27 protein-coding genes are annotated in these 26993 nt (G+C 71.2%); all 27 read left to right on the plus strand.

Annotation, left to right across the window (positions count from 1 at the left end):
- The first annotated feature begins 30 nt into the window (after nt 1-30).
- The 27 genes from ABKA19_RS09620 (at nt 31) to ABKA19_RS09750 (ending at nt 26980) form a co-directional block, all read left to right on the plus strand.
- Complete coding sequence (locus ABKA19_RS09620; RefSeq protein WP_162375364.1) at nt 31-978, plus strand: chemotaxis protein; 948 nt, start codon at nt 31-33, stop codon at nt 976-978.
- A gap of 69 nt (nt 979-1047) precedes the next feature.
- The gene (gene flgB / locus ABKA19_RS09625; protein WP_353688712.1) at nt 1048-1464 is read left to right on the plus strand and encodes a flagellar basal body rod protein FlgB; all 417 of its coding nucleotides are present in this window, start codon (nt 1048-1050) and stop codon (nt 1462-1464) included.
- A 25-nt stretch (nt 1465-1489) separates the two neighbouring features.
- The gene (flgC, locus tag ABKA19_RS09630) at nt 1490-1897 is read left to right on the plus strand and encodes a flagellar basal body rod protein FlgC (RefSeq protein ID WP_162375362.1); all 408 of its coding nucleotides are present in this window, start codon (nt 1490-1492) and stop codon (nt 1895-1897) included.
- Nucleotides 1898-1908: 11 nt separating this feature from the next.
- Nucleotides 1909-2580: a flagellar hook capping FlgD N-terminal domain-containing protein gene (locus ABKA19_RS09635; RefSeq protein WP_353688713.1), complete on the plus strand. Its 672-nt coding sequence runs from the start codon at nt 1909-1911 to the stop codon at nt 2578-2580.
- A gap of 44 nt (nt 2581-2624) precedes the next feature.
- Nucleotides 2625-3848, plus strand: coding sequence for a flagellar hook protein FlgE (flgE, locus tag ABKA19_RS09640; RefSeq protein WP_353688714.1), 1224 nt, complete (start codon nt 2625-2627; stop codon nt 3846-3848).
- Between the two features lie 27 nt (nt 3849-3875).
- Nucleotides 3876-4625 (plus strand): flagellar basal body rod protein FlgF, encoded by a 750-nt coding sequence (locus ABKA19_RS09645; protein WP_353688715.1) that lies wholly within the window; start codon nt 3876-3878, stop codon nt 4623-4625.
- A gap of 773 nt (nt 4626-5398) precedes the next feature.
- Nucleotides 5399-6184, plus strand: a complete 786-nt coding sequence (gene flgG, locus ABKA19_RS09650) for a flagellar basal-body rod protein FlgG (RefSeq protein WP_162375358.1) — start codon at nt 5399-5401, stop codon at nt 6182-6184.
- Between the two features lie 33 nt (nt 6185-6217).
- Nucleotides 6218-6904 carry a flagellar basal body L-ring protein FlgH gene (gene flgH, locus ABKA19_RS09655; RefSeq protein ID WP_162375357.1) on the plus strand — a complete coding sequence of 229 codons (687 nt, stop codon included), beginning with the start codon at nt 6218-6220 and terminating at the stop codon, nt 6902-6904.
- 9 nt (nt 6905-6913) lie between these two features.
- On the plus strand, nt 6914-8086 hold the full coding sequence (locus ABKA19_RS09660; protein ID WP_353688716.1) for a flagellar basal body P-ring protein FlgI: 1173 nt from the start codon (nt 6914-6916) through the stop codon (nt 8084-8086).
- The gene (gene flgJ, locus ABKA19_RS09665) at nt 8086-9249 is read left to right on the plus strand and encodes a flagellar assembly peptidoglycan hydrolase FlgJ (RefSeq protein ID WP_353688717.1); all 1164 of its coding nucleotides are present in this window, start codon (nt 8086-8088) and stop codon (nt 9247-9249) included. The genes ABKA19_RS09660 and flgJ overlap by 1 nt, the downstream gene beginning before the upstream one ends.
- A gap of 6 nt (nt 9250-9255) precedes the next feature.
- Nucleotides 9256-11136 (plus strand): flagellar hook-associated protein FlgK, encoded by a 1881-nt coding sequence (flgK, locus tag ABKA19_RS09670; RefSeq protein ID WP_353688718.1) that lies wholly within the window; start codon nt 9256-9258, stop codon nt 11134-11136.
- Nucleotides 11136-12338, plus strand: a complete 1203-nt coding sequence (gene flgL, locus ABKA19_RS09675) for a flagellar hook-associated protein FlgL (protein ID WP_353688719.1) — start codon at nt 11136-11138, stop codon at nt 12336-12338. Before flgK ends, flgL begins: the two co-directional genes overlap by 1 nt.
- Before the next feature lie 833 nt (nt 12339-13171).
- Entirely contained in the window at nt 13172-13996 is an 825-nt protein-coding gene (locus ABKA19_RS09680) for a flagellin domain-containing protein (RefSeq protein WP_353688720.1), read from the plus strand.
- Between the two features lie 224 nt (nt 13997-14220).
- A complete protein-coding gene (gene fliD / locus ABKA19_RS09685) occupies nt 14221-15561 on the plus strand; it encodes a flagellar filament capping protein FliD (protein WP_353688721.1) in 1341 nt (446 codons plus the stop codon).
- A gap of 102 nt (nt 15562-15663) precedes the next feature.
- Complete coding sequence (gene fliS / locus ABKA19_RS09690) at nt 15664-16077, plus strand: flagellar export chaperone FliS (RefSeq protein ID WP_162375350.1); 414 nt, start codon at nt 15664-15666, stop codon at nt 16075-16077.
- Entirely contained in the window at nt 16074-16379 is a 306-nt protein-coding gene (locus ABKA19_RS09695; RefSeq protein ID WP_353688722.1) for a hypothetical protein, read from the plus strand. The genes fliS and ABKA19_RS09695 overlap by 4 nt, the downstream gene beginning before the upstream one ends.
- Nucleotides 16380-16409: 30 nt before the next feature.
- Nucleotides 16410-16649, plus strand: a complete 240-nt coding sequence (locus ABKA19_RS09700; RefSeq protein WP_353688723.1) for a hypothetical protein — start codon at nt 16410-16412, stop codon at nt 16647-16649.
- Nucleotides 16646-17218 carry a PilZ domain-containing protein gene (locus ABKA19_RS09705; RefSeq protein ID WP_353688724.1) on the plus strand — a complete coding sequence of 191 codons (573 nt, stop codon included), beginning with the start codon at nt 16646-16648 and terminating at the stop codon, nt 17216-17218. Before ABKA19_RS09700 ends, ABKA19_RS09705 begins: the two co-directional genes overlap by 4 nt.
- 72 nt (nt 17219-17290) lie before the next feature.
- A complete protein-coding gene (locus tag ABKA19_RS09710) occupies nt 17291-17923 on the plus strand; it encodes a response regulator (RefSeq protein WP_162375346.1) in 633 nt (210 codons plus the stop codon).
- 190 nt (nt 17924-18113) lie between these two features.
- Nucleotides 18114-19541 (plus strand): RNA polymerase factor sigma-54, encoded by a 1428-nt coding sequence (gene rpoN / locus ABKA19_RS09715; RefSeq protein ID WP_353688725.1) that lies wholly within the window; start codon nt 18114-18116, stop codon nt 19539-19541.
- Between the two features lie 14 nt (nt 19542-19555).
- The gene (locus tag ABKA19_RS09720; RefSeq protein ID WP_162375344.1) at nt 19556-19936 is read left to right on the plus strand and encodes a response regulator; all 381 of its coding nucleotides are present in this window, start codon (nt 19556-19558) and stop codon (nt 19934-19936) included.
- Nucleotides 19933-21405 (plus strand): sigma-54 dependent transcriptional regulator, encoded by a 1473-nt coding sequence (locus tag ABKA19_RS09725; protein WP_353688726.1) that lies wholly within the window; start codon nt 19933-19935, stop codon nt 21403-21405. The genes ABKA19_RS09720 and ABKA19_RS09725 overlap by 4 nt, the downstream gene beginning before the upstream one ends.
- Nucleotides 21402-22103, plus strand: a complete 702-nt coding sequence (locus tag ABKA19_RS09730; RefSeq protein ID WP_353688727.1) for an acyltransferase — start codon at nt 21402-21404, stop codon at nt 22101-22103. Before ABKA19_RS09725 ends, ABKA19_RS09730 begins: the two co-directional genes overlap by 4 nt.
- 68 nt (nt 22104-22171) lie before the next feature.
- The gene (locus ABKA19_RS09735; protein ID WP_353688728.1) at nt 22172-22627 is read left to right on the plus strand and encodes an adenylyltransferase/cytidyltransferase family protein; all 456 of its coding nucleotides are present in this window, start codon (nt 22172-22174) and stop codon (nt 22625-22627) included.
- Nucleotides 22627-24198, plus strand: coding sequence for a CDP-glycerol glycerophosphotransferase family protein (locus ABKA19_RS09740; RefSeq protein WP_353688729.1), 1572 nt, complete (start codon nt 22627-22629; stop codon nt 24196-24198). The genes ABKA19_RS09735 and ABKA19_RS09740 overlap by 1 nt, the downstream gene beginning before the upstream one ends.
- On the plus strand, nt 24186-25469 hold the full coding sequence (locus tag ABKA19_RS09745; protein WP_353688730.1) for an ATP-grasp domain-containing protein: 1284 nt from the start codon (nt 24186-24188) through the stop codon (nt 25467-25469). Before ABKA19_RS09740 ends, ABKA19_RS09745 begins: the two co-directional genes overlap by 13 nt.
- A complete protein-coding gene (locus ABKA19_RS09750; RefSeq protein WP_353688731.1) occupies nt 25466-26980 on the plus strand; it encodes a glycosyltransferase in 1515 nt (504 codons plus the stop codon). Before ABKA19_RS09745 ends, ABKA19_RS09750 begins: the two co-directional genes overlap by 4 nt.
- The last annotated feature ends 13 nt before the right edge of the window (nt 26981-26993 follow it).

Consider the following 26993-nt stretch of genomic DNA (forward strand, 5'->3'; position numbering starts at 1 on the left):
GCCTCGCCGGCCAACGCCGATACCGGGGGCATGTCGCACAACCTGCTCAACCGCATCGACCAGCGCACCCGGCTGGCCGGCCACAACCGCCTGGCGCTGCTGCTGTTCCGGCTCGGCGGCCGGCAGCTGTTCGGGGTGAACGTGTTCAAGGTGCAGGAGGTCCTGCGCCGGCCGCCGCTGTTCCAGCTGCCGGGCCTGCCGGCGCAGTTCGCCGGCGTGGCCGACGTGCGCGGGCGCTCGGTGCCGGTGCTGGACCTGGGCCAGGCGATCGGCCACCCCGAGCACGATCCGGCCGCGGTGAGCGACGGCACCCACTACCTGGTGGTCACCGAATTCAACCGCTCGGTCCAGGGCTTCCTGGTCAGCGACGTGGAGCGGATCGTCAACATCGCGGTGGAAGACATCCACCCGCCGCCGGACCTGGGCTCGCAGAGCAGCTACCTGACCGCGGTCACCCGGTTCCAGGACGCGCTGATCCAGGTGATCGACGTGGAAAGCGTGCTGGCCGACATCACCCAGGCGCGGATGGACGCGACCCTGGACCCGGCGATGGCGCTGCCCGCCGGCAGCCCGCCGCTGCAGGTGCTGGTGGTGGACGACTCGCGCGTGGCCCGGCAGCAGATCCGCAGCGTGCTGGACCAGCTGGGGGTCGGCGTCACCCTGCTGTCCGACGGCCGCCAGGCGCTGGACCACCTCCTGCAGGTGCACGCCGGCGGCGAGAACCCGGCCCAGCGCTACGCCATGGTCATCTCCGACATCGAGATGCCGGCGATGGACGGCTACACCCTGACGACGGAAATCCGTCGCCACCCCGGCCTGGCCGGACTCTACGTGCTGCTGCACACCTCGCTGTCCGGGGTGTTCAACAACGCGATGGTCGAGCGGGTGGGCGCCAACGCGTTCGTGGCCAAGTACAGCCCGCACGAGCTGGCCGAACACGTCCTGGCGCGCCTGCAGCAGGTCGCCCGCGCCGCCTGACGGCGCTCCCGCCGCGGCTTCTGGCACGCCGCTTGCCTGTGTGACGGCAAAGGTCCGTCCGGAGGCAGCATGTCCAACCCGATCACGTCCTACATGGGGCTCCACGCCGATGCCCTGCCGTTGCGCGAGCAGCGGATGAAGCTGATCGCCAGCAACCTGGCCAATGCCGACACCCCCGGCTACCGGGCCCAGGACATCGACTTCAATGCCGCGCTGGACGCGGCGCGGCTGCAGCGCGAAGGCCTGCCGGGCAATGGCGCCGGCCTGGCCGCGACCCGCGAGGGCCACCTGTCCGACGCGATCGCCACCGGGCAGGCGCCGTTCCAGTTTGCCCGCCAGGCCAGCCAGCCCAGCCTGGACGGCAACACCGTCGACCCGGATGCCGAGCGTGCCGCCTACGGCCGTGCCGCGCTGGAGTACCGCGCGTCGCTGAGCTTCCTCGAATCCAAGGTGCGCACCCTGCTCACCGCGATCACCGGCCAGTAGTCCGGCCCAAGGAGAGCATGCCGCCATGAGCAACCTGCCGATATTCGACATCGCCGGATCCGCGCTGCAGGCGCAGTCGGTGCGCCTGAGCACGATCGCCAGCAACCTGGCCAACGCCGATTCGGTGGCCGGCTCGCCCGAGGCGGTCTACAAGCCGCTGGAGCCGGTGTTCCAGGCCCAGGCCAGCGGCACCGACCCGGCGCTGACCGGCGTGCGCGTGCGCGAGATCGCACAGAGCGAGGCACCGCCAGTGCGCCGCTACGAACCGGGCCACCCGCTGGCCGACGCGGACGGCTACGTGTTCTCGCCGGACGTGGATCCGGTGGCGCAGATGGTCAACCTGATCTCGGCCTCGCGCAGCTACCAGGCGGGCGTCGAGGTGATCACCACCGCCAAGGAACTGGCCCTGGCCACCCTGACCATGGGCCGCTGAGGAACCCGCACATGAGCACGATCGCTTCCGACATCTACTCCAGCCTGGGCCTGACCGGCGCGGGCGGAAGTTCCACTACCAAGAAGGAAGAGTCGCTGGGCCAGGCCGATTTCCTGCGCCTGATGACCGAACAGCTGCAACACCAGGATCCGCTCAAGCCGATGGAGAACAGCGCCTTCCTCGGCCAGCTGGCGCAGTTCTCCACGGTCCAGGGCATCCAGGACCTCAACAGCCAGGTGCAGAACTTCTCCAGCGCGCTGGGCAACGACCAGGTGCTGCGCGGCGCGGCGCTGGTCGGGCACCAGGTGCTGGTGCCGTCGTCGAAGCTGGCGCTGGGCGCCGAGGGCGGGGCCAGCGGCGTGGTCGCCGCACCGGGCGCGGGCACCGTGACCTTCACCATCTCCGACGCCAACGGCCAGAAGGTCCACGAGTTCAGCGTCGCCGCCTCCAAGGCCGGCGAAGTGGCGTTCAACTGGGACGGCACCGACGCGCTGGGCGACCGGCTGCCCCCCGGCAGCTACGGCGTGAGCGCCAGCCATGCCGCCGCCGACGGCACGACCGGCAAGGTCGACACCTACGTCAAGGGCACCGTCGACAGCGTCACCGTCGGCAGCGACGGGTTGTACCTGGACCTGCCCGGGCTGGGCACCGTCCCGCTCGATTACGTGCTCCGCGTCAGCTGAGCCATCCACCCGAACGTTACGCAAGACTCACGCAGGAGTCCGCCATGAGCTTCAATACCTCGCTGTCCGGCATCAACGCGGCCAATTCCGACCTCAACGTCACCGCCAACAACATCGCCAACGTCAACACGACCGGGTTCAAGGAATCGCGCGCCGAGTTCGCCGACCTGTTCTCGTACACGACCTACGGCCTGTCGCGCAACGCGATCGGCGCCGGCGTGAAGGTCAGCAACGTCGCCCAGCAGTTCTCGCAGGGCAACATCGACCCGACCGGGCGCAGCCTGGACTTCGCCATCGACGGCGAGGGCTTCTTCACGGTCAACAAGAACGGCAACACGCTGTACACCCGCGCCGGCAACTTCCAGACCGACAACCAGGGCTACGTGGTCACGCCCGATGGCGCGCGCCTGCAGGTGTTCGCGCCCAACGCCGGCGGTGCCGGCTTCGACGTCGGCCGCCTCAGCGACCTGCAGCTGCTGACCACCGACAGCCCGCCGGCGCAGACCGGTCTGGTCAACCTGATGGTGACCCTGCCCGGCAACGCCTCGCCGCCGGTGACCAGCCCGTTCGACCCGGCCGACCCGAACAGCTACAACGCCTCCAGCGGCGGCGTCACCGTGTACGACTCGCTGGGCGTGAGCCACGTGCAGACCTCGTACTTCGTCAAGACGGCCAACCCGAACGAGTGGCAGGTGCACAACTACGTCGACGGCACCTCGGTCGGCGCGCCGACCACGCTGCAGTTCTCCGGCAGCGGCACCCTGACCAGCCCGGCCAGCGGCCAGATCACGATGGATCCGTTCACCCCGGCCACCGGCGCCGGCGTGCTGAACATGACCCTGGACATGAGCGGCAGCACGCAGTACGGCAGCACCTTCGCCCTGCGCGACGTGCGCCAGGACGGCTACGCGGCCGGCAAGCTCAGCGAGATCAGCGTCGCCGAGGACGGCGTCGTGTTCGCCCGCTACACCAACGGCGACGACGTCGCCCTGGGCCAGGTCGCGCTGACCAACTTCGTCAACCCGCAGGGCCTGCAGTCGCAGGGCAACAACCAGTGGGGCGCGACCTACGCCTCGGGCACGCCGCGCACCGGCGCGCCGGACAGCTCGGACTTCGGCCAGATCCAGGCCGGCGCGCTGGAGTCGTCCACGGTCGACCTGACCGAGCAGTTGGTGAACATGATCGTGGCCCAGCGCAACTTCCAGGCCAACGCGCAGATGATCTCCACCCAGGACCAGGCCACCCAGACGGTGATCAACATCCGCTGACGCGGATCGCACCGACGGAGCTGATGCATGGACAAGGCCCTCTACATCGCCATGACCGGCGCCCGCGCCACGCTGCAGGCGCAGGGCACGGTCTCGCACAACCTGGCCAACGCCGATACCGCCGGTTTCAAGGCCGCGCTCGCCAACACCGAGGCGTTCCCGGTGCGCGGCGCCGGCCATGCCTCGCGCACGGCGGCCATGCACATCGACCAGGGTTTCAATGCCCTGGCCGGCGCACAGCAGGTGACCGGCAATCCGCTGGACGTCTCGCTGCAGGCCGACCGCTGGCTCGCGGTGCAGGCCCCTGATGGCGGCGAGGCCTACACCCGCGCCGGAAACCTGTCGCTCACGCCGAACGGCCAGCTGGTCACCGGCGGCGGCCATCCGCTGGTGGACGACCAGGGCAACCCGGTCACCCTGCCCCCGCACCAGGCGCTGGAGATCGGCCAGGACGGCACGATCTCGATCGTGCCGCTGGGCGAAGGCGCCGATACGATGGCCATGGTCGGCCGGCTGCGCGTGGTCGAGGCCACGCCCGACCGGCTCGCGCGCGGGCTGGACGGGCTGATGCGCAATACGGATCCGCAGCGGCCGCTGGCACAGGCGGCCGGTCCGGTGATGGCCACCGGCGCGCTCGAGCAGAGCAACGTCGATGCGGCCGGCGCGCTGGTGCAGATGATCCAGCTGCAGCGCCAGTTCGAGATGCAGGTCAAGGTGATCAGCCGCGGCGACGACAACGCGCAGGCGGCCAATTCACTGCTGAGGCTGGGCGGCTGAGGCCGACTAGTAGTGACCGGCGCGAATGGCGCCGGCTACCGCCACGACCTTGAGCCACGGCTGCCTGGACGTACGAGCTGGAGCCAACAGGCCTGGAGCGGCCGTGACGTGCAAGCCGACCATCGGTCCTGGAGCGGCGGTGACGTCCAGAGGCCAAAACCATCGGTTCCGGAAGGGGCCGCCGTGACCCGGGGGTATGGCGCCCCCCTCGGGCGGACGTCCTGTCCGTACTCGGGTCGTGGCACATCCATGTGCCACTGGCGTCATACCCCCGGGCCACGACGTCCTCGGGCGGCTTACGGGTCGTAGCTTCGATCGGGAGCGGGCCATCGCTTCGCCTGCGCGAACGCACGGGTGGCGACCCTACAGAAACCCCAGGCCGGCACCGGTACCGATGGCACCGCGTGAGGAGCCAGCACGGCTCCGCGGTCGAAGCGACGACCGCAAAGCATCCCGAAGACGCGTCGGGTCGGGGGTGTCGTGGCAGCGGCCATGGATGGCCGCGGTAGCGAGTGCGTACAGGGATGTACGCCCGAGCGGCCACGACACCCCCGGCCCGGCGCGGCTCCCACCGAGCCGACGCTGTTCCGCCACCCCTGCAACGGCGCGGCATCCACCGGAGCCGATCTGTTCTGCCTAGCGTGCACCGGGAGCGGCTCCCCGCCGGGATGGTGCACGCCCGGATCAGCCCCCCGCTTCCCGCGCTGCCGCCGTTCTGGCACGCCGCATGCATCTACCCCGGCGTCAATCCGTCCCTATCGAGGTCACGCGTCATGAATCAGGCACTCTGGGTCGCCAAGACCGGCTTGGACGCGCAGCAGACGCGCATGTCGGTGGTGTCCAACAACCTGGCCAACACCAACACCACCGGCTTCAAGCGCGACCGCGCCAACTTCGAAGACCTGCTGTACCAGCAACTGCGCCAGCCCGGTGGCTCGACCTCGGCGCAGACCCAGCTCCCGTCCGGCCTGCAGCTGGGCACCGGCGTGCGCGTGGTCTCCACCTCCAAGGACTTCCAGCAGGGCAACCCGCAGCAGACCGGGCGCTCGCTGGACGTGATGATCAACGGCCGCGGCTTCTTCGAAGTGCTGATGCCCGACGGCAGCCCCGCCTACACCCGCGACGGCAGTTTCCAGGTCAACGCCCAGGGCGAACTGGTCACCAGCAGCGGCTACCCGGTGCAGCCGGGCATCCAGATCCCCGAAGGCGCGCAGTCGCTGACCATCGGCAACGACGGCACGGTGACCGTGCAGATGGCCGGTGAAGGCCAGTCGCTGGAGGTGGGTTCGCTGACCGTGACCGACTTCATCAACCCCGCCGGCCTGCAGGCCCGCGGCGAGAACCTGTACGTGGAAACCACCGCGTCGGGCCCGGCGCAGAACGGCACGCCCGGCCTCAACGGCCTGGGCCTGCTCGAGCAGGGTGCGCTGGAGGGCAGCAACGTCAACGTGGTCGAGGAACTGGTGAGCATGATCGAGACCCAGCGCGCCTACGAAATGAACGCCAAGGCCATCTCCACCACCGACTCGATGCTCGGCTATCTCAACACCAACGTCTGACGCGCGCGCCCGCCGCGCCGCAGGAGACATACCGTGAACAAGCGCCTGACCCCTTCCCTCGCCGCCCTGCCCGCCGTGCTGCTGCTGGGCGGTTGCGTCGCCGCCGGCGATGTCCGGCCGTACCCGGCGATGGCGCCGATCGTCCCGGTCGTCGCGCCGGTCGCGGCGGCCACTCCGGGCGCGATCTACCAGGCCGGCCCCGGCCTGTCGCTGTATGCCGACCGCGTCGCCCGCGACGTCGGCGACATGGTCACGATCACCCTGGTCGAATCGACCACCGCCCAGACCAGCGCCAGCACCCAGGTCGCCAAGAACAGCGAGATCGGCATCGCCGCGCCGGAGATCTTCGGCGCGCCGGTCACCTACAACGGCCGCGACATCCTGTCGGCGACCGCCAGCGGCGAGCGCGATTTCGATGGCCAGGGCAAGAGCAGCCAGAGCAACCGCCTCCAGGGCAGCGTGACCGTCACCGTGATCCAGCGCCTGCCCAACGGCAACCTGGTGGTCCAGGGCCAGAAGAACATGCGCCTGAACCAGGGCGACGAGCTGGTCCAGATCCAGGGCATCGTGCGCCCGGCCGACATCGCCCCGAACAACACCGTGCCCTCCAGCAAGGTCGGCGAGGCACGCATCGTCTACGGCGGCCGCGGCGCCATCGCCCAGTCCAATGCGATGGGCTGGCTGGGCCGGTTCTTCAACACCCGCCTGTACCCGTACTGAGGCAAGGCCATGCGCATCATTCGCCAGCTCCGCGTCCCCGTCCCGCCCCGGGACCGGCGATCTTCCGCAACGAAGCGCCGGATCGGCGCCGTGCTCGGTGCGCTGGCATTGCTGGCCGCGGCCATCGCCCCGGCCCATGCCGAACGGATCAAGGACCTGGCCCAGGTCGGCGGCGTGCGCGGCAACGCACTGGTCGGCTACGGCCTGGTCGTGGGCCTGGACAACAGCGGCGACCGCACCAGCCAGGCGCCGTTCACCGTGCAGAGCCTGAAGAACATGCTCGGCGAGCTGGGCGTCAACGTCCCGGCCAACGTCAACCCGCAGCTGAAGAACGTGGCCGCCGTGGCGATCCATGCCGAGCTGCCGCCGTTCGCCAAGCCCGGCCAGACCATCGACATCACCGTGTCCTCGATCGGCAACGCGGTCTCGCTGCGCGGCGGTTCGCTGCTGATGGCCCCGCTCAAGGGCGCCGACGGCCAGGTCTACGCGATCGCCCAGGGCAACCTGGTGGTCGGCGGTTTCGGCGCGCAGGGCAAGGACGGCTCGCGGGTGTCGGTGAACATCCCCAGCGTCGGCCGCGTCCCCAACGGCGCCACGGTCGAGCGCGCGGTGCCGAGCGCGCTGGACGGCGGCGGCGACATCACCCTGAACCTGCATCGCAACGATTTCACCACCGTCTCGCGGATGGTCGATGCGCTCAACAACGCCTTCGGCGCCGGCGCCGCGCGCGCGGTCGACGGCGTCACCGTCTCGGTGGCGGCCCCGGCCGATCCCGGTGCGCGGATCGGCTTCCTGGCCCGGGTCGAGAACCTGGAGCTGACGCCGGGTTCTGCGCCGGCCAAGGTCATCGTCAACGCACGCACGGGCACGGTCGTGATCGGCTCGCAGGTGCGGGTGATGCCCGCCGCCGTGGCCCACGGCGCGCTCACCGTGACCATCGCCGAATCGGTCGATGTCAGCCAGCCCAATGCCTTCGGCGGCGGCCAGACCGTGGTCGCGCCCTCCTCCACCGTGAGCACCTCGCAGGAAGGCAGCCGCATGTTCAAGTTCGAGGGTGGCACCACCCTGGACGAGATCGTGCGCGCAGTGAACGAGGTCGGCGCCGCCCCCGGCGACCTGATCGCGATCCTGGAAGCGCTGCGCCAGGCCGGCGCGCTGCGCGCGGAGCTGGAAGTGATCTGATGCGCATCGGCTCGCCCTCGCCGATCGAACTGGCCGCCGGCCCGCAGAAGGCCGACGCGGCGCGCATCGACCATGTCGCGCGCCAGCTCGAGGGCCAGTTCGCGCAGCTGCTGGTCAGGAGCATGCGCGATGCCAGCTTCGGCGACTCGCTGTTCCCCGGCGAGAACCAGACCTTCCGCGACATGTACGACCAGCAGCTGGCCAAGGCGCTGACCGACGGCAAGGGCCTGGGCCTGGCGCCGATGATCGCGCGCCAGCTCGGCCGCCAGTCCGGACTGGCGGCCGATGCCGCGCCCGCGCTCGACACCCGCCTGGACCCGGCCGCGGGCCCGACCCGCGCCGCGGCGGCGGCGCTGGCCTATGCACGCCAGGCCGGCGCGGCGACCACCGCGGGCCTGCCGGACGCCGGCTCGACCCCCGAGATCGATCGCGCACTGGACGTGATCGCCGGCCGCGAGCCGGGCTCTGCGGCCGCGGCGCAGGCCTCGCCGCTGGATGCGCTGGTCGCCCGGCTGATGGCCGGTGCGCAGGTGCAGGCCACCGGCGCGGCGGTGCCGGCAGCCGATGCCGCGGCCGCGACCGAGGCCGCCGCCGGCTTCGCCCCGCGCAGCCCGGAACAGTTCGTGGCCAAGATCTGGCACCACGCCCAGGCCGCGGCCCGCGAACTCGGCGTCGACGCCCGCGCCCTGGTCGCGCAGGCGGCGCTGGAGACCGGCTGGGGCCGCAAGCAGATCCAGCGCGGCGACGGCGACAGCGCGCACAACCTGTTCGGGATCAAGGCCACCGGCTGGAAGGGCGAGCGGGTCAGCAGCGGCACCCACGAGTACGTCAACGGCGTGCGGGTAAGCGAGAAAGCCGAGTTCCGCGCCTATGCCTCGCCCGCCGAAAGCTTCGCCGACTACGTGCGGATGCTGAAGAACAACCCGCGCTACCGCCAGGCGCTGCAGTCCGGTGGCGACGTCAGGCGCTTCGCCCAGGCCCTTCAGAACGCCGGCTATGCGACCGATCCTTCCTATGCGGCCAAGATCGCCGCGATCGCCAACGGCCCGACCATCGGCCGCGCGGTCGATGCGATCGCCGGCATCGCCGCGCGCACCGGCGCCGAGGCGGCCGCCGGCGCCGCGCGCGTGGTGGCCGGCTCCGCAGCCGCTTTCAGGAGGTAACCCCCGATGTCCGTCCTGTCCACCGGTACCGGCGCACTGATCGCCTTCCAGCGCGCCCTGGCGACCGTCAGCCACAACGTGGCCAACGTCAACACCGAGGGCTACAGCCGCCAGCGCGCCGAGTTCGCCACCCGCAGCCCGACCGACTACGGCTACGGCTTCGTCGGCAACGGCGTGAAGATCGGCGACATCCAGCGCATCGCCGACCAGCTGGCCACCTCGCGACTGCTCGACAGCGGCGGCGAGCTGGCCCGGCTGCAGCAGTTGTCCGGCCTGTCCAACCGGGTCGACAAGCTGTTCTCGGACAACGCCACCAACATCGCCGGCATGTGGTCGAGCTTCTTCGACTCCGTCAGCGCCCTGTCTTCCAACGCGGCCGGAACCGCCGAACGCGGGGACATGCTCTCCCAGGCCGACGCGCTGGCCACCCGCTTCCGCCAGCTGGACGGCCAGTTGCAGGCGCTGGATTCGGAAGTGAACAACGGCCTGGTCGCCGGTTCCCAGGAGATCAACCGGCTTGCCGCCGAGATCGCGCGCATCAACGGCACCATCGGCGGCAACCTGTCGGCGGCCTCGCCCGACCTGCTGGACCGCCGCGACCAGCTGGTCAGCGAACTGGTCGGCTACACCGGCGGCACCGCGGTCGCGCAGGACGGGGGGATGCTCAACGTGTTCACCGCCGGCGGCCAGCCGCTGGTGGTCGGCAACCAGGCATCGACCACGACCACGGTGGCCGATCCCTACCGCCCGGAGCGCCTGCAGCTGGCCTTGAGCACCCAAGGCACCACCGTGGCGCTGGACCAGCGCACGCTGGGCGGGCGCATCGGCGGACTGGCCGAGTTCCGGGCCAGCGTGCTGGATCCGGCCCGCGCCGAACTGGGGCGCCTGGCCGCCAGCATGGCCGAGACGTTCAACGCCGGCCACCGCGCCGGCATGGACCTGTACGGCGACATGGGCGGCGACCTGTTCTCGTTGCCGGCACCGACGGCCGTCGGGCATGCCGGCAACACCAGCGGCGCCAGCCTGCAGGCCACGCTCGCCGATACCGGGGCGCTCACCGGGCAGAACCTGGTGCTGCGCTTCGACGGCAGCGCCTGGACCGCGACCCGTGCCGACACCGGCGTGGCGGTGCCGATGACCGGTACCGGCACGGCCGCCGATCCGCTCAGCGTCGGCGGCATCGCGCTGGTCGTTTCCAGCGCGCCGCCGCCGGCCGCCGGCGACCGCTTCCTGCTCCAGCCCACCGCCGGCGCGGCCGCGGGCATGGGCGTGGCGATCACCGACCCCTCGCGCATCGCCGCCGCCACCCCGGTATCGGCCCGCGCCGACCTGGACAACGTCGGCACCGGCGCGCTGTCCGGGCTCAAGGTCGACGATGCCGGGGATCCGGCGCTGTTGAACGATGCGTTGATCGAGTTCATCGATGCCGGCCAGTACACCGTCGACGGCACCGGGCCCTATCCGTTCACGCCCGGGCAGACGATCAGCGCCAACGGCTGGAGCGTCACCCTCGACGGCGCGCCTGCCGCCGGCGACCAGTTCCGGATCGCGCGCACCGCCGCGCGTTCGGGCGACAACGGCAACGCCGCGCTGCTGGCCAACCTGGACGATGCGCGGGTGCTCAATGGCGGCACCGTCAGCCTCAACGGCGCGCTTGGCGGCCTGACCACCCAGGTCGGCTCGGCCGCGCGCCAGGCCCAGTATTCGGCCGACGCCCAGCAGGTGATCCACGACGAGGCGCAGGCCGCGCGCGATTCGATCGCCGGGGTCAACCTCGACGAAGAGGCGGCCAACATGCTCAGGCTGCAACAGGCCTACCAGGCCGCGGCGCAGGTCATCTCGACGGCCGACACGATGTTCCAGTCCATACTCAACGCGGTGCGCTGATGACCGATCGCATTTCCACCGGAATGATGTACGGCCAGTCGCTGTCGGGCATGCTGGTCCGGCAGAAGCAGCTCAATACCCTGCAGCAACAGCTGGCGACCGGGCAGAAGCTGGTCACGGCCAAGGACGACCCGGTGGCCGCCGGCACCGCGGTCGGCCTGGACCGCACCCTGGCCGAGCTGGAACGGTTCGGCAAGAACGCCAACACCGTCGCCAACCGGCTGGGCCTGCAGGAGAACGTCCTGGCCCAGGCCGGCGACTACATGATCCGGGTCAACGAACTGGCGATCCAGGCCAACAACAGCAGCCTGTCCGACCAGGACCGCCAGGCTATCGCCGCAGAACTGCGCTCGATCTACGACGGCATGCTCAGCGTGGCCAACAGCACCGACGGCAGCGGACGCTACCTGTTCGGCGGCAGCGCCGACGACGCGGCCCCCTTCAGCCGCACCAGCGGCGGCGTGGCCTACCACGGCGACCAGACCCAGCGCCGGGTCGAGGTCGCGCCGGAAACCTTCGTCAGGGACGCCACGCCGGGCAGCGAGATCTTCATGCGCGTGCGCACCGGCGACGGCACCATGGACGCATCGGCGCAGGCCGCCAACACCGGTACCGGAGTGATCGCCGGATACGGCCGCGACAGCGGCGGTGCCTGGAACGGCGAGTCGTACCGCATCGTGTTCACCGGCGCCGGCGCCTACGACGTGCTCGATGGCACGGGCGCCACCGTCGGCGGCGGCACGTGGACCGCCGGCGAGGACATCACCCACGGCGGTGTACGCATCGCCTTCGACGGCCAGCCGGCGCCCGGCGACGCCTTCGACGTCGGTCCGGCCGGCACGCGCGACGTGTTCGCGACCCTGCAGAACCTGATCGGGACGCTGGAGTCCAGCCCCGCCTCGCCCGCCGGGCAGGCGGCGCGCCAGAACGCGCTGCAGGCCGCGATGCGCGACGTGGCGCGCGCGTCGGAACAGATGATCGATGCCCGCGCCGCCGGCGGTGCGCAGCTGGCCGCGATCGACGACGCCGGCGCGGTACGCGAGGCCAACGACGTGACCGTGCAGGGCACGCTTTCCGAGCTCCGCGACCTGGACTACGCCGAGGCGATCACCCGCTTCCAGCTGGAAAGCACCGCCCTGCAGACCGCGCAGACGGTGTTCACCCGCATGCAGGGCCTGTCGCTGTTCAACCTGCTGCGCTGACGCGGCTTCGGCCGCATCCGGCACTGGAAGGCGCAGTCCGCTGCGCCTTTCTTATCCCTTCTTCTTGCCGCGCTCCAGCACGGCTGCAAAGCCCGCACGGGGGGCAGCGCGTGAGCCATTAAAGCACCGGCTCCGGAACGTGCCGCCGGCCCCACGGGGCGTGCTCAGCATTCGGCTCAAAGCAAGAGCGCCGGTTCGGCGGGGGCCGCCGGGCCATGGGGGCATGGCTTACCGCGCGGGCAACATCCGTGTTCGCACGCGCGGCCGTGGCACATCCCTGTGCCACTTGCGCCATGCCCCCATGACCCGACGTCCTCGGGCGACCTGGATGGCTGTCGCTTCGTCTGTCAGGCACGCGACGACCCGCGTCGTTTGCCGCTCCCTGTAGGAGCCCATCCTCATGGGCGACCGGGCGCGAAAACAATGAAGGCGTCGGCTGTGCCGACGGCCTCGGGTCGCCGATGAATCGGCTCCTACATCGAGAACGAAGCGACGACGTCTAAGCGCTCCGAAGACGCGGTGGGCCGGCGGTGTCGCGGCCATTGCCGTGCCTTTGCCATGTCCCTCTCCTGGCCGGAAAAGCCGGACTAAATTTCCCGATGCCGGTGCCGTTACCGGTACCGGCGGGCGAACCGCCACGGTGGCGCAGCGGCAGGCGGCAGCGGAAAAACCGGGTAAATCGAAAAATTTCACCCGGACCCGCTAAAGCTTCTTGACAAAGCGCCGTTATCCAAACCAGCAGCGGCATCGGTCAACTTGATGACCCCCCTGCGGAGGCTCCGGCCAAGGCTCTGAAACCTTCCCGCCGGGATAAATCGCTTAGGAGAATCAAAATGGCACAAGTCATCAACACCAACGTGATGTCGCTGAACGCGCAGCGCAACCTGTCCACCAACAGCGCGAGCCTGGCGACCACCATCCAGCGCCTGTCCTCGGGCCTGCGCATCAACAGCGCCAAGGACGACGCGGCCGGCCTGGCGATCAGCCAGCGCATGACCACCCAGGTCCGCGGCATGGACGTGGCCGCCCGCAACGCCAACGACGGCATCTCGCTGGCCCAGACCGCCGAAGGCGCGCTGAGCTCGATCGGCGAGAACATGCAGCGTATCCGCGAGCTGGCCGTGCAGGCCGCCAACGGCACCAACAGCGCCGAAGACCGCGCTGCGCTGCAGAAGGAAGTGACGCAGCTGTCCGACGAAATCACCCGCGTCAAGAACAACTCCAGCTTCAACGGCACCAAGCTGCTCGACGGCTCGACCGCCAGCTTCACCATCCAGGTCGGCGCCGACGCCGGTTCGGACAACCAGATCGACATCAGCACCGTCGACATGACCGCCACGGCCACCGCCGTCGCCGCCCTGGACATCTCCTCGGCCTCCGGCGCGACCGCGGCGCTGACCGCGATCGACACCCAGCTGCAGACGGTCAACACCGCCCGCGCGGACCTCGGTGCGATCCAGAACCGCTTCAGCTCGGTGATCTCCAACCTGCAGAACAGCTCGGAGAACCTGTCGGCCGCCCGCAGCCGCATCCAGGACACCGACTACGCGAAGGAAACCGCCGAACTGACCCGCACCCAGATCCTGCAGCAGGCCGGTACGGCGATGCTGGCGCAGGCCAAGTCGGTCCCGCAGAACGTGCTCAGCCTGCTGCAGTAAGCCGGCGACCCCGCAACACAGAGCGGTTCCATGCAACACGGAAGGCCCCTCCCGCAACGGAGGGGCTTTTCCGTTTCCGGGCCGGCACGGATGCCGACGGCACGGAACTTGCCTGTGCCGGGGTCGACACCCGGCCACCACGCGCTCAAGGGCGGCGCGCGTCGGCCGATAGGACCTGAAAGGCACTGCCGCACGACGGCAAGCGCCCACGCGAGGACAGCGACATGGCGAACCAGATTTCCGCATCCGGCTCCGGCCTGGACATTCCCTCCCTGGTCTCGCAGCTGGTGCAGGCCACGCGCACCCCGACCGAAACCCGGATCAACAGCGCCGGAAGCGCGGCGACGGCCAAGCTGTCGGCCATCGGCCAGGTCAAGAGCGCCATGACCTCGCTGCAGTCGGCGCTGGAGAAGATGGCCTCGGCCGCCGATGCGCCGTCCTACAAGACCACGGTCGGCACGGGTGCCGGCTACGCGGCGAGCGCCTCGTCCAAGGCCGTGCCCGGCGACTACAGCGTGGAGGTCGTCCGCCTGGCCACGGCGCAGAAGCTGTCCTCGGCCGCTTACGCCAAGGACGCCACGGTCGGCAGCGGCTCGCTGCGGATCGCCTGGGGTGCCGGCGCCGACGATGCGGTGGACGTCGCCATCGGCGCCAACGCGACCCTGGCCGACATCGCCTCGGCGGTGAACCGGGCGGCGGGCGGCAAGGGGGTCACCGCCAGCGTGGTCACCGCCGACGATGGACAACACCTGGTGTTCAGCGCGGCCTCGACCGGTTCGGGAGGTGCGCTCGCCATCTCCGCCAGCGGCGGCGACGGCGGCCTGGTCGCGTTGACCAATGGCGCCGGCGGCGGACTGACCCAGACGGTGGCCGCCGCCGACGCGCTGGTCCGGGTCGACGGCTTCGAACGCACTTCCAGCAGCAACACCATCGCCGACCTGGTCCCGGGCGTCGACCTGACCCTGACCAAGGCCGCGCCCGGCACCAGCCACACGCTCAACATCGCTTCCGACAACGCCAACCTCAAGGCCGCGATCGGCGCCTACGTCACCGCGTACAACAGCGTGGTCGGGACCCTGAAGTCCACCAGCAGCTACAACAGCACCACGCGCACCGCCTCGGCGCTGACCGGCGACTCGCTGGTGCGCACGGTCCAGCAGCAGTTGCGCGAACAGGTCAGCGGCAACGTGCTGGCGCTCAAGGACCTGGGCGTCACCGTCAGCAAGGAGGGCGTCATGAGCTTCGACGCCACGTCCTTCGACCAGGCGATCGCCGCCGACCCGGGCAAGGCGCAGGCGATGTTCGGCAAGGAAGGCCTCTACGGCGGCGCGGTGGCCTCGCTGCTCGACCAGCACCTGGACTCGATCAGCGGCACCCTGGTCCTGCGCACCGAGAGCATCAACAAGCAGATCTCCGGGCTGGAGGACGAACTGGACCGGCTGGACGTGAAGATGGAGCGGTTGTCGGAGCAGTACACCCGGCAGTTCACCGCCATGGAAACCATGATCGTGCAGATGCAGAGCAGCGCCAGCTCGCTCAACAGCCTGCTTGCGCAGTCCGAATGACGACCGCACTCAAGCCCGGCGGCCCGCCGGCCGATAACCATCCTGTCCGGCACGCCGCCGGCGCACCCGCTCGACCGGCACCGCAAACAGGGGAATGACAGCATGTACGGGACCAGCCGCCACTTCGCCGAGCAGTACCGCAAGACCGGCGTGTCCGCCAAGGTGACCGAGGCCGACCCGCACCGCCTGATCTCGCTGCTGTTCGAAGGCGCCAGCCAGCGCATCCGCCTGGCCCAGGCCGGCCTGGCCCAGGGCAACCCGGCCAGCAAGGGCAAGGCGATCGGCGAGGCCTGCGCGATCATCGGCCACCTCAACGGCTCGCTGGACCACGAGGCCGGAGGCGAAGTCGCCGCAAACCTCTCCTCGCTCTACGACTACATCGTGCGGCGCCTGACCGAGGCGAACCTGCACAACGACGGCATGGCCCTGGCCGAATCGCTGGACCTGCTGGGCGAGATCGAGTCGGCCTGGAACGCGATCCCGCAGGCGCAGCGTGCGATGGCGGTGGCGCCGTGAGCGAGGCCGCCGCCCGCCTGGCCGCCCTGCGCGCCGGACTCGACGCGATCGCCGCGGCGCTGGAGCAGGATTACCTGGCCGTGCTGCCGGGGATGATCGACCGCCACGATGCCGGGGTCCGCGAATTCTGCGCCCTGCCCGGCGCCAACGCCCATGCGACGGAAGTGCGCGCCCTGCGCGACGCCCAGCAGGTCCTGGTCGAGCGGATGCGCGAACGCCAGGCCCGCCTGCTCGAACTGATCCGGCGCCAGCGCCAGACCTCGCAGGCCGCCACTGCCTACGCCGGCGCCGCCGCCGGCTGACCTCCGCCCAGACCGCCCGCCCCACGACCCATGAACGACGCCACGCCCGACGCGCTGCACGATGACCTGGTGGACCTGCGCGACGCGCTCGAGCGCGAGGACTTCCGCTGCGCCGGGGACGTGCTGGCCCTGCACGACCGGCGCATGCGCCAGTACATCGACACCGTCGGCATGCAGGCGCCGCTGCTCGCCCTGCGCGAACTGTTGACGCTGCAGCACCGGCTGCAGGCACCGGCGCTGCGCGCCCACGCCACCGGCACGCTGCAATGAACGCGTACTGGCCCGCACCGGCACGCGCTGCCGAAACGGCGCTGTTCGACGACACCCTGGCCTGCGAGGCCATCCTCCCGGCCGGCTTCGTGCCCGGCCCGGGCACCGGCCAGCCGCACCAGGCCGAGGCGCTGCTGCGCAGCCTCGCCCAGGTCGAGGACCTGCGCGGCGAAGACGGCGCCGAGGAGAAGCGCGGCGAGCTGCCGCAGCTGGCCCAGCGCATGGACGCCAAGCTGGACCTGGTGCTGGCCCTGCTCGGCCGCCTGGTCCGGCAGTCCTCGCCGGGGCTGCCGGCCCTGCCGCTGCGCTGGTCGGTGCACGGCGTCCGCCTGGAACTGCCGGCAGGCCCGGAACCGGACGTCCATGGCCACGGCCTGGTCCGCCTGCAGCCATCGGAGTGGCTGCCGGACAGCCTCGAACTGCCGGCCACGGTCCTGGCGACGGCCTCGGCCGAGGGACGCCGCTGGCTGTGGCTGCGCTTCGCCGACCTGCCGCCGGGGCTGGAGGATGCGCTGGAGCGGCAGCTGTTCCGCATGCACCGCCGCGAGGTCGCCGCACGTCGGCGCTGAGACGTCCGTCCTTTTCCCGCTCCGCCGCCTGGGCTAAGGTGGCTGCCTGTTCCGGGGAGCACCCAACCGCCCGTGCGTGTCCTGATCGTCGACGACCACACCCTGGTCCGGGCCGGGCTCAGCCGCCTGCTGCAGACCTTCGCCGGCGTGGACGTGGTCGCCGAGGCCAGCAACGCCGACCAGGCCATCGACCTGGCGACGATCCACCGGCCCGACCTGGTCCTGCTCGACCTCTCCCTGCCGGGCCGCACCGGACTGGAGGCGCTCAGCGTGATCCTGGAGCGGGCACCGGGGACGCGGGTGGTGATGATGTCCATGCATGACGACCCGCTGCACGTGCGCGATGCGCTGGACCGCGGCGCGGCCGGCTTCGTGGTCAAGGACGCGGCGCCGATGGAACTGGAGCTGGCCCTGCGCTCGGCGCTGGGCGGCGACGTGTTCCTGAGCCCGCGCATCTCCTCGCGGATGATCGCCCCGCTGCTGGGCAAGGCCAAGCCGGCCGGGGTGGCGGCGCTGCCGCCGCGCCAGCGCGAGATCCTGGCCCAGATCGGCCGCGGGCTGAGCAGCAAGGAGATCGCCGCCGACCTGGGGATCAGCGTCAAGACGGTGGAAACCCACCGCGCGCGGATGATGGAGGCGTTGGGCTGCCGTCGCGCCAACGAACTGGTGCTGCTGGCGGTCAAGCACCGCCACGAGCTGGGCTGACGGCCCGCCGTCGCCGCACCCGGCCGCCGCGCCGGCCCGTGCCGGAAACCCGTGGCCATGTAGGGAAATCCCCGACACCGGGTCAGGAAAACGACCACCCGCCTCGGGTATGCCCCGATTCAATTCCCGTCGCGCCGGGCGCACGATGCCTCCATCGCGCCAGGGGAGTCCGGCGCACGGGGAACAAGCCATGAAAGCCAGCGTCTCGGTCCAGCTCGGCCAGCAACTGCACCTCACCCCGCAGTTGCTGCAGTCCATCCGCCTGCTGCAGCTCGATGCCCAGCAGCTGCAGCTGGAAGTGGCACGGGTGCTCGAGCAGAACCCGATGCTCGAGCTGGACGAGGAAGCCGCGACCGCCGATGCAGGCGCCGTGCCGGAATCCGGCGCCGATGCGGTCCAGCTGGAAACGGCGGCCTTCGACGAACTGCCCGAATCCTCGATGTGGGACGTGGCCGGCGCCAGCTGGAGCGGCGAAGGCGAGGACCGCATGCAGCGCATCGCCGAGCCCGGCTCCAGCGACCCGTGCGTGCGCGTGCTGCAGCGCCTGGCGCTGGAACTGGATCCGAAGTCGCTGGAGATCGCCGCGTTCTGGCTGGAGCACTGCGACGACGCCGGCTACCTGGAAGGCGACCACGAGGCCCTGCTGCTGCGCGCCTGCGCCCGCTTCGACGTGGCCGCGCCGCGTATCGAGGCCATCCGCCAGCGCCTGCTGCACGGCGAGCCGGCCGGCCTGGCCGCGCGCGACGTCGGCGAATGCCTGCAGGCGCAGCTGGCCGCCCTGCCCGCTCCCTGCGCCGCGCGCCCGCTCGCCGCGCGCATCCTCGAGCATTGCGTGGCCGAACTCGCCAGCCACGACCACGCCGGCATCGCCCGCCGCCTGCACGCCGAGGAGGCCGACGTGGCCGAAGCGGTGCGCCTGGTCCTGTCGCTGCAACCGCGGCCGGCACAGGCCGAGGCCGGGCAACCGGACGATGCGGGCTACGTCGTCCCCGACGTGGTGGTGTGGCATGCCGACCGCCAGTGGCGGGTCGCGCTGAACCCGGCCACCGCGCCGAAGCTGGCGGTCAATGGCGCCTACGAGCGCGCCCTGGCCCAGGCCGGCGACAGCGAAGGCGCCGGCCGCCTGCGCGAGCTGCTGCAGGAAGCGCGCTGGCTCACCCGCGGCCTGTCGATGCGCTACGACACCCTGCTGCGGACCACCCGGGTGATCGTCGAGCGCCAGGCCGCGTTCCTGGAGCGTGGCGACGAGGCGATGGCGCCGCTGACCCTGAAGGAAGTGGCCGACGCGATCGGCATGCACGAATCGACCGTCTCGCGGATCACCAGCGGCAAGTACGTGCAGACCCCGCGCGGCACCTTCGAACTCAAGCACTTCTTCGCCGTGCGCCTGGAAGGCGCCAACGTCTCCGGTGCGGCGGTCAAGGCGATGGTGCGGCGTTTGATCGAGTCCGAGCCGGCCGCCCGGCCGCTGGCCGACGATGCGATCGCCGCGCTGCTGGCCCGCCAGGGCGTGAACATCGCGCGCCGCACCGTGGCCAAGTACCGCGAACAGATGTCCATCGCCCCGGCGCGCGAACGCCGCCGCGGCACCGCCCCCCTGCTGGCCCGCGCGGGCTGAGAAGGAACCAGACCATGCGTACCCTCCGCGTCCTGCTGGTGGACGACCACGACGGCTTCATCAACGCCGCGATGCGCCACTTCCGCAAGGTCGAGTGGCTGGACATCGCCGGCACCGCCGGCAACGGGCTGGAGGCGATCGAGCGCTCCGAGGCGCTGCGCCCGGACGCGATCCTGATGGACCTGGCGATGCCGGAAATGGGCGGGCTGCAGGCCACGCGCCTGATCAAGGCCCAGGACGAACCGCCCTACATCGTGATCGCCAGCCACTTCGACGACGCCGAGCACCGCGAGCACGCCATGCGCGCCGGCGCGGACGGCTTCGTCAGCAAGCTGTCCTACCTGCAGGAAGTGATGCCGATCCTGGAGCGCCTAGCGCAGGGAGAGGCCTCGTGAGCGAGTCGCGCATCCTGGTCATCGACAGCCAGGCCGAGCGCGCCGAGCGCGTCTGCGGCCTGCTGGAGTTCATGGACCTCAACCCGCGCTGGGCCGCCTGCGCCGGCGACGTCGCCACCGCCCGCCAGCGGCCGACCGACTGGATGGCCGTCGTGGTCGGCGAGCTGGACGACGCCGACGCCGCGCGCGGGTTCTTCGCCTGGCTGGGCGCCGCGCCGCTGCCGCCGCCTGTCCTGTTGCTGCAGGGTGATACCGCTACCTTCGCTGCCGCCCACGGGCTGCACGAGGCCGGCGTGTGGCCGCTGGAATCGCCGATCCGCCACGCCCAGCTGGAAGCCTGCCTGCGCCGCGCCAGCCTCAAGCGCCTGGACGCCGAGGCCCAGGCCGGGGCCGCGGTGCAGGACAACGGCCCGACCGGCAACAGCGTCGCCGTACAGCGCCTGCGGCGGATGATCGGCCAGGTCGCCCCGTTCGACACCACGGTGCTGGTGCTGGGCGAGTCGGGCACCGGCAAGGAAGTGGCCGCGCGCGCGATCCACCAGCAGTCGGCCCGCCGCGACGGGCCGTTCGTGGCGATCAACTGCGGCGCGATCCCGCCTGACCTGCTGGAAAGCGAGCTGTTCGGGCACGAGAAGGGCGCCTTCACCGGCGCGCTGACCGCACGCAAGGGACGCTTCGAGATGGCCGAGGGCGGCACCCTGCTGCTGGACGAGATCGGCGACATGAGCATGCCGATGCAGGTCAAGCTGCTGCGCGTGCTGCAGGAACGCAGCTTCGAGCGCGTCGGCGGCAACCAGACCATCAAGTGCAACGTGCGGGTGATCGCCGCGACCCACCGCCACCTGGAGGACCGGATCGCCGAGGGCAGCTTCCGCGAGGACCTGTTCTACCGCCTCAACGTGTTCCCGATCGACATGCCGCCGCTGCGCGAGCGCCGCGACGACCTGCCCGCCCTGGTGGAGACCATCGCCGGCCAGCTGGCACGCACCGGCCGCGGCGAAGTCCGCTTCGCCCGCGACGCGCTCGCGGCGCTGGCCGGTTACGCCTGGCCGGGCAACGTGCGCGAACTGACCAACCTGGTCGAGCGCCTGGCCGTGCTCAACCCCGGCGGTCTGGTGCGCCTGGACGACCTGCCGGCGCGCTACCGCGCCCACGTGCCGGCCGGGACCACGCCGGCGCCGCTGCCGGAGGTCGCGACCGTGCAGGCCAGCGACGATGCGGCCGTGCCGGCGGCACCCGTGCCGGCCGGCACCGTCCCCGCCGCCGATCCGGCCACCCTGCCCGAGGACGGCCTGGACCTGCGCGAGCACATCGCCCGGATCGAACTGCAGCTCATCCGCGAGGCGCTTGAACGCAGCCAGGGCGTGGTCGCCCATGCCGCCCAGCTGCTCGGTCTGCGCCGCACCACGCTGGTGGAGAAGCTGCGCAAGTACGGGATCGAGCGCGAACAGGCCGAACTGGCCGGATGAACGCCGACGCACGTGCGCCGGCATCGCCCCTGGCCGAGTGGCGCGACGCCCGCGGCAACCGGGTGCTGGCGCCGGCCGGGATCGGCGGCCTGTCGACCGTATTCAAGGGCACCGGCTGCACCCTGGAGATCGATGCGCGCGCTCGCCTGGGCTCGGTGACGGTCGAGTTCCACGGGTCCAACGCCCATTGCCGGATCGGCGCCGGCGGTCCGGACGGGAACTTCACGGCGCTGATCCGCCTGGGCCAGGACTGCCGGGTCGAGGTCGGCGCCGGGGTCACCACCACCGCCCGCGCCTTCCTGGCCGCCAGCGAAGGCACCCGCCTCGTGCTCGGCGACGATTGCATGCTCGCCTCCGACGTGCAGCTGCGCACCGACGATGCGCACCCGATCTTCGACGTCCACACCGGGCAGCGGGTCAATCCGGCCGAGGACATCCATGTCGGCGCGCACGTGTGGCTGGCCTACGGGGTCCGCTGCCTGGGCGGTACCCGCATCGGCGACGGCAGCGTGGTCGGGATGGACAGCCTGGTCAACGGCGCCATCCCCAACAACTGCATCGCCGTGGGCACGCCGGCGCGGGTGGTCCGCCGCGACATCGCCTGGGAGCGGCCGCACCTGGCCATCGATCCGCCCGCGTACAAGCCCGACGCCAGCCGCCTGGCCCGCTCGGCCTACTGGCAGCCGACGCGCGACTGACCGCCGGCCGCGCCGGGGCACGCCGCTTGCATGGACCACGGCAACGCCCGACGCCCGGAATACCCGCCATGGCCCTCGTCCTGACCTACGGCACCTTCGACCTGCTGCATGTCGGCCACGTCAACCTGCTCCGGCGCGCCCGTGCGCTGGGCGACCGGCTGGTGGTGGGCCTGTCCAGCGACGCGTTCAACGCGCTCAAGCGCAAGCACGCCACCCAGTCCTACGCCGACCGCGAAGCGGTCCTGCGGGCGATCCGCTACGTGGACGAGGTATTCCCCGAGGACAGCTGGGAGCAGAAGGCCGACGACATCCGCCGGCTGGGCGCCGGCCTGATGGTGATGGGCTCGGACTGGACCGGCCATTTCGACCACCTGGCCGCCCACTGCCCGGTCCATTACCTGCCGCGCACCGAGAACATCTCCAGTTCCCAGCTCAAGGCCGAGATCCGGCGCGGGCCGCCAGCGTTGGCCGCCGATGCGCCGCCGCGGCGGCTGGCGCGGCTGGTACAGGCGGGGCAGTACTGATGCAGCCACGGCTCCTGCTCCGGTGCGACGGCGATGACCTGCACCTGCAGCTCGATCCCCTGCCCGCCGGCGCGCGCGACCTGTGGCTGGGCACGCGCGACGGTGCGCTGGCGCTGCAGGTAGCGCTGGCGCCGGACGCGTCGGGCGGCGCGACCGCGCAGGTCCCCCTGGCCGGCCTGCTCGGCGCGGGTGTCCTGCGCCTGGACGTGCGCCTGCGCGGCGACGGCGAGTGGCCGCTGGTGCCGTCACCGCCCGCGCCGGGGCCGCGCCACTTCTTCCGCGAGCGCATCGGCGGGCACGGCCTGTCGGCCTACCTCAGCGACAGCGCCGCCTCGCTCGTGCTGATGACCGCACCGCTGGCCCAGCATGCGCGCCTGGCCGAGGCCGAGGACAGCCGCGCGGCGTTCGCCCGCGACCTGCGCAGCCTGCCGCTGGAGCCGGACCTGGTCCTGTTCGAAAGCTTCCTGGGCAAGCAGTACGCCGGCAATCCGCGCTACATCTACGAGGCCCTGCGCCAGCTGCGCCCGGACCTGCGTTGCGTCTGGGCCTACGACGGCCCGCAGGCCATTCCCGGCGATCCGCCGCGCGTGCGCCGTGGATCGCCCGAGTACTTGCGCGTGCTGGCGCAGGCCGGCTACCGCGTCAACAATGTCGTCTTCGCCGCGCACGGCCGCAAGCCGGAGACGGTGTACCTGCAGACCTGGCACGGCACCCCGCTCAAGCGCCTGGGCTGGGACATCGAGGTGGACGGGCCCGAAGCGGCGGCGCGCGCCAATTTCCATGGCGAGTCGCGCGGCTGGAGCGTGCTGCTGAGCGCCAACGCCTACTCGACCGGCACCCTGCGCCGCGCGTTCCGCCACGAGGGACCGGTGCTGGAGGCGGGCTATCCGCTGACCGATCCGCTGCTCGATGCCTCCCTGGACCGTTCGGCCGTGGCCGCGCGCCTGGGACTGCCGGCCGACCGGCGGTTCGTGCTGTACGCACCGACCTGGCGCGACCATCGCCCGGTCGGTCCGTGGCGCTTCGATTTCGACCTCCACCTGGACCTGCAGGCGGTGTCGGCCGCGCTGGCGCCGGACCAGATGCTGCTGATCAAGGCCCACCACCTGGTGGCGGCCGGCCTGGACGCGGCGGCGCTGCCGGACAATGTCCGCGACGTCTCGCACCTGGAGGACATCACCGAGCTGTGCGCGCTGGCCGACGTGCTGGTCACCGACTACTCGTCGGTGTTCTTCGACTTCGCCGTGACCGGGCGACCGATCCTGTTCTACTGCTACGACCTGGATCTCTACGCCCGCCAGGTGCGCGGCTTCTACCTGGACGTGGAACGCGACCTGCCCGGTCCGGTCGCCCGCGATTCCAGCCAGCTGCTGGCGCTGCTGGCCGACCTGCCGGCCGTGTCCGCCCGGTACGCCGATCGCTACCGCCGGTTCCGCGAACGCTATTGCACGCTGGCCGATGGCCGCTGCGCGCAGCGGGTGGTGGACGCGGTGTTCGGCCCGGCACCGGCAGCCGATGCCGGTCGCGCCGGCGAGCGCGGAACGGCGGAGGCGCGCGCATGCCTCGCCTGAACATCCTGGTCTTCCCCTGCGGCTCGGAGATCGGCCTGGAGATCCATGCCGCGCTGCGCTACGCCAAGGACATCCGCCTGCATGGCGCCTCCTCGGTCTCCGACCACGGCGAGTTCGTCTACGCGCGTTACCGCCAGATCGCCGCGCAGGCCGGCTCGGACGACCTGGTCGGACAGCTCAACGGCCTGATCGACGAGTGGGCCATCGACCTGGTGGTGCCGGCGCACGACAGCGTGATCCCGCTGCTGGCGCAGGCCGGATCGCGCCTGCGCGCGCCGGCGATGGTGCCCGATGCCGACACCGCGCAGGTCTGCCGCGACAAGCGCCTGACCTACGCGCGCCTGGAGAAGCTGGGCATCGTGCCACCGGCGGTAGCGTGGCCGGCGCCGGCCTATCCGGTGTTCGCCAAGCCGGCCATCGGCCAGGGCAGCCAGGGTGCCGAACGCGTGGACGACCCGCAGCGGCATCGCCAGCTGCTGGACAGCGGCATCGACTACGTGGTCAACGAGTACTTGCCCGGCGAGGAATACACGGTCGACTGCATCTCCGATGCCGATGGCCGGCTGCTGCACGCGGCGCCGAGGCGCCGGGCACGGGTCAAGTCGGGCATCAGCGTGCGCACCGAGCCGGTGCCGGCCGATGCCGGCATCGACGCCATGGCGACGGCCATCGCCGGCGAGCTGCGCCTGCGCGGCGCCTGGTTCTTCCAGGCGCGGCGCGACCGCGACGGCCGGCCGAAACTGCTGGAGGTCGCGCCGCGGATCGCCGGCTCGATGGGCCTGTCGCGCGCACGCGGCATCAACTATCCGTTGCTGGGGATATACGCGCACCTGGGGCGGCCGTTCGCGGTGCTCGCGCAGGACTATCCGCTGGTGCTGGACCGCGCCCTGGGCAACCGTTACCGCACCGGCCTGCGTTACGAGCGCGTGTACCTGGACCTGGACGACACCCTGGTGGTGGACGACGCGCCCAACCCCCTGCTGATGGCCCTGCTCTACCAGTGGAGCGCACGCAAGGTGCCGGTGGTGCTCGTGACCCGGCACGCGCGGCGGCCGCTGGAAACCCTGGACCGCCTGCATATCAGCCCCGGGCTGTTCGAGCGGGTGGTGCACATCGAGGACGGCTCGCCCAAGAGCGCGGCGATCGGCCGCGACCCGGCCGCGATCTTCATCGACGACTCCTTCCGCGAGCGCCGCGACGTGCTGGAGTCCTGCGGGATCCCGGTGTTCGACCTCGACGCGGTGGAGCAACTGCTGGACCTGCGCGCATGACCTGCCCCCCGCCCTTCCCCGCCGGACCCGGACCGCTGCTGTCGATCGTGGTGCTGGTCTACAACACCGCGCCCTACCTGCGCGAATGCTTCGATTCCCTGCTCGGCCAGCAGTACCGCAACATCGAGGTGATCGCGATCGACGACGCCAGCACCGACGACAGCCTGGCCATCTGCCGCGAGTACGAAGCCGCGCACCCGAACTTCCGCTGCATCAGCAAGGCCAACGAAGGCGGCGCGGTTTCCGGCAACCTGGGCGTGTCGCTGGCGCGCGGCGAGTACGTGGCCCTGGTCGATTCGGACGACCTGGTCACCCCGGCCGGCTATCGCCTGCTGATGGAGCAGGCGCTGCGCACTGGCGCCGACATCACCGTGGGGCGCGCCGCGCGACTGACCGCCAGGGGCCTGTCCTCGGTCGCATTCCTGTACGAGCCCTACGTGTGGTCGCGACGGCAGGCGTTCGACTCGGTGGACCAGTTCCCCGACCTGCACCACGACGGCTTCTACTGGAACAAGGTCTTCCGCACCGCCTTCCTGCGCCAGCACGGCCTGGGCATGGAACCGGGGCTGCTGTACGCCGACCGGCCCTTCGTGCACAGGGCGTACTGGTGCAGCCGGCGCACGGCGGTCGTCCCCGAACTGGTCTACCTGTGGCGCGTGCGCGGCGAGGGACTGTCGCGTTCGATCACCCAGAACATCCGCCAGTGCGACAACTTCCTGGACCGCATGCACTCGGTCCGGATCGAGTGGGAGCAGTACCGCGACCTGCCGGAGGCGCACGCCTGGCGCGACGCGATCGCCGTGAGCAACCTGCAGCGCGCACTCCACGCGGCCAACGGCATCGTCGCCTCGCCCTCCTTCCGCCGGGTCTTCATCGCCGCGATGCAGGAACTGCTGGACCTGTACGGCGACCTGGACTGGCGCTCCCTCGGCCCGCGCCGCTGCCTCTACCTGGAGCTGATCCGGCGCGGCGAGGTGGAAGCGCTGTGCTTCCTGCTCGGCGTGACCACCGAGCGCGGCTGGATCGCGGAGATCGACGGCGCCTGCTACTGGCAGCAACCGCTGCTGGACAACCCGGAGATCCCGCTGCCCCGCGAGACCATGCGCCTGGATTTCCCCACCGTGGGCTTCTTCCAGCTGCTGGACGTGGACCTGGACGACCGCCGGCTGGCCCTGACCCTGCACCTGCACGAGCGGATCATGGAGCGCTGCGAGGTCCGGTTCGAGCTGCACTCGATCCATGGCGAGGGCGGCTGGTGGTTCCAGCCGCTGGGCCGGGTCGACGAGCACCGCTGGCGTTACGCGCTCAGCCTCGACGACAAGGCCTGGGAACCGGGCGCGCTGTACGGACTGGTCATGCACTACACGACCCCCGACGGCGGCGCGGGCCGCTACCGGATCGGCCAGGCCATGGTACCGGCCGACTGGCTGCCAAGGCTGCCGCTGGCCAACGCGCACGGCCGCCTGCTGCATTCGCCGGAAGCCGGGGGGATGGGGTTCGCCGCCAACTGACCGGCGTGCCGCC

The sequence above is a fragment of the Pseudoxanthomonas sp. Soil82 genome, assembly GCF_040446535.1.
Classification (GTDB): Bacteria; Pseudomonadota; Gammaproteobacteria; order Xanthomonadales; family Xanthomonadaceae; genus Pseudoxanthomonas; species Pseudoxanthomonas kaohsiungensis.